The following is a 2045-nucleotide window of genomic DNA, read 5'->3' on the forward strand; positions in this document are numbered from 1 at the left end:
GCCGCAGATCACGACGGACGAGATCGTCGAGCACGGCCCGCCAGGCTGCGGTGCTCTCGCCGCCCATACTCTTGATCGACAGCAGTATCTTCTGGCCATCCGCGCGAACCCCGATCACGACAAGCAGCGAGATCGCGGTCGCCTTGCGGTCGAGCCGAACCCGAACCACGGTGCCGTCGAGGATCAGCCGCACGATCGGCTCCTCAGCCAACGAGCGGGCATTCCAGGCGTCCCAGTCGCTCTTCACCTTGCGCCAGACCCGGCTCACCGTGTCCTTGCCGACGCTGCCCGCGAACAGCGCGCCCAGCGCCCGACGGACACGGCGCGTGTTGGTGCCGGACAGGTAAACATTGGCGATTAATGCATCGGCCGCCAACGTACGCCGCTGGTAGGCCCGCAGCCGATGGCTCTTCCACTCCCTCGTCGTGCCATCGGGGCTATCCAGCCGGGCACGCGGTACCGCGATCTCGACGGGACCGAAGCTGCCGGTCAGCGACCGCGTTCGGCTGCCGTGTCGGTGGCCTGTGACGGCGGTGGAGGCTTCCTCCTGGTCAGCCTTCCTGTGTTCGTAGCGCGGTCGCGCAAGCAGCGTGTCCAGTTCGTCCCGGATCAATTCCTCGATGAACTCTCGTACCCGTTCCCGTACCGCTCCTTCGATCGGATCAAACCAATCATCGAAAAGCTGGGGAGCCGTCTCGCCGCCGTCCTGCGGCACATCCGTCTTCGTGATATCGCTGATCATGGCGTGGTCTCCGATCCGGCGTTCCAACGCCGGCTGATTCGAGGTTTGATCACCCCGGAGACTACGCCACCCTCAATTCCAACCAACTTCCGGACGGGACCCGGCGCAAGTCCCGGCGCGAAAAATATTTCTGTTTATCAGAAGGGAAACTCGGTCTATGATCCGCCCGTCTCACCCGATTGAGGGGCGCTTCGCGATCGTCACGAGTGTTGCGGTGAGATGCGGTGGACGCCGAGCGTGTGACTGACGAGCACGTGCAAGGCGGACGGCGAAGTCGTGCAGGCCTGACGCCCTAGTTGTGGAGCCTCAAGAGGTTGTTCCCGGTCAATCCGAGTCTGCTGATCGGTGGCTTTGAGCCGATACTGCCATGAGGACGATGCCAGTTGTAGCAATGAAGCCATCGTGGCAACTCGGCTGCTCTTTCTGCTGAGGTGTTGTAGGCCTGCGCATAGGCCCATTCTCGTAGGCTGGTTTGAATGAAGCGTTCGGCCTTGCCATTGGTTTTGGGTGTATAGGGCCTGGTGCGGATGTGCTTGAGGCCGAGGCGCTTACACGCCCTTAGGAAGGCGAAGGATTTGTAGCACGCGCCGTTGTCGGTCATGACGCGCTGTACCTTCACGCCGAGGCTCACGTAGTAGGCCACGGCCGCCTTGAGGAAAGCGATGGCGCAACCCTTTCGCTCGTTCTTCATGACCTGGCTGAAAGCGATCCGTGACGCATCGTCGATGCAGACATGTACGTATTCCCAGCCTGGCCCTTGACGGCGAGAACGCAGATTGCTCGACCCATGTCGATCGCCGGTGATCCGATGGCCGATCCGATTGAACTTGCCGAGCTTTTTGATGTCTATGTGGATCAGTTCACCAGGATGCTGGCGCTCATAGCGCCGGATCGGCTCGGCCGGCTCCAGGGCAGCCAGCCTGTTCAAACCGAGTCGGCGCAGGATACGGCTGACGGTTGCTGCGGAGACCCCAACTTCGAGCGCGATCTGTTTGCCGGTGTGGCGCTGCCGGCGGAACGTCTCGACAGCGGCGCATGTGGCTGCCGGGGTTTGGCTTGGCAATGAATGAGGCCGCGAGGAACGATCCCGCAAACCATCGACGCCTAATGCGCGGAAGCGCTTGACCCATTTGGCGACCGTCTTTGCCGTCACATTGAATTGGAGCGCGGCTGTGGCCTTCGTCAGGCCGCCCTCGATCACGCTCCGCACCATCGCCTCTCGACCTTTCGGCGTCAAAGGCGCATTCTTGTGGATGTTCATCTGGTCTCTCCGGGGAACACTGAAGTTTCGCAACCTCAGCTT

2 protein-coding genes are annotated in these 2045 nt (G+C 61.8%); both read right to left on the bottom strand.

The features are described from left to right. Window positions 1-742 (bottom strand): transposase (locus AS156_RS00575; protein ID WP_201455975.1); only part of this gene is annotated, 742 nt, incomplete at its 3' end. A gap of 292 nt (window positions 743-1034) precedes the next feature. Next, window positions 1035-2003, bottom strand: a complete 969-nt coding sequence (locus tag AS156_RS00580) for an IS481 family transposase (RefSeq protein WP_066498346.1) — start codon at window positions 2001-2003, stop codon at window positions 1035-1037. Window positions 2004-2045: the final 42 nt, after the last annotated feature.

Source organism: Bradyrhizobium macuxiense, assembly GCF_001542415.1.
Classification (GTDB): Bacteria; Pseudomonadota; Alphaproteobacteria; order Rhizobiales; family Xanthobacteraceae; genus Bradyrhizobium; species Bradyrhizobium macuxiense.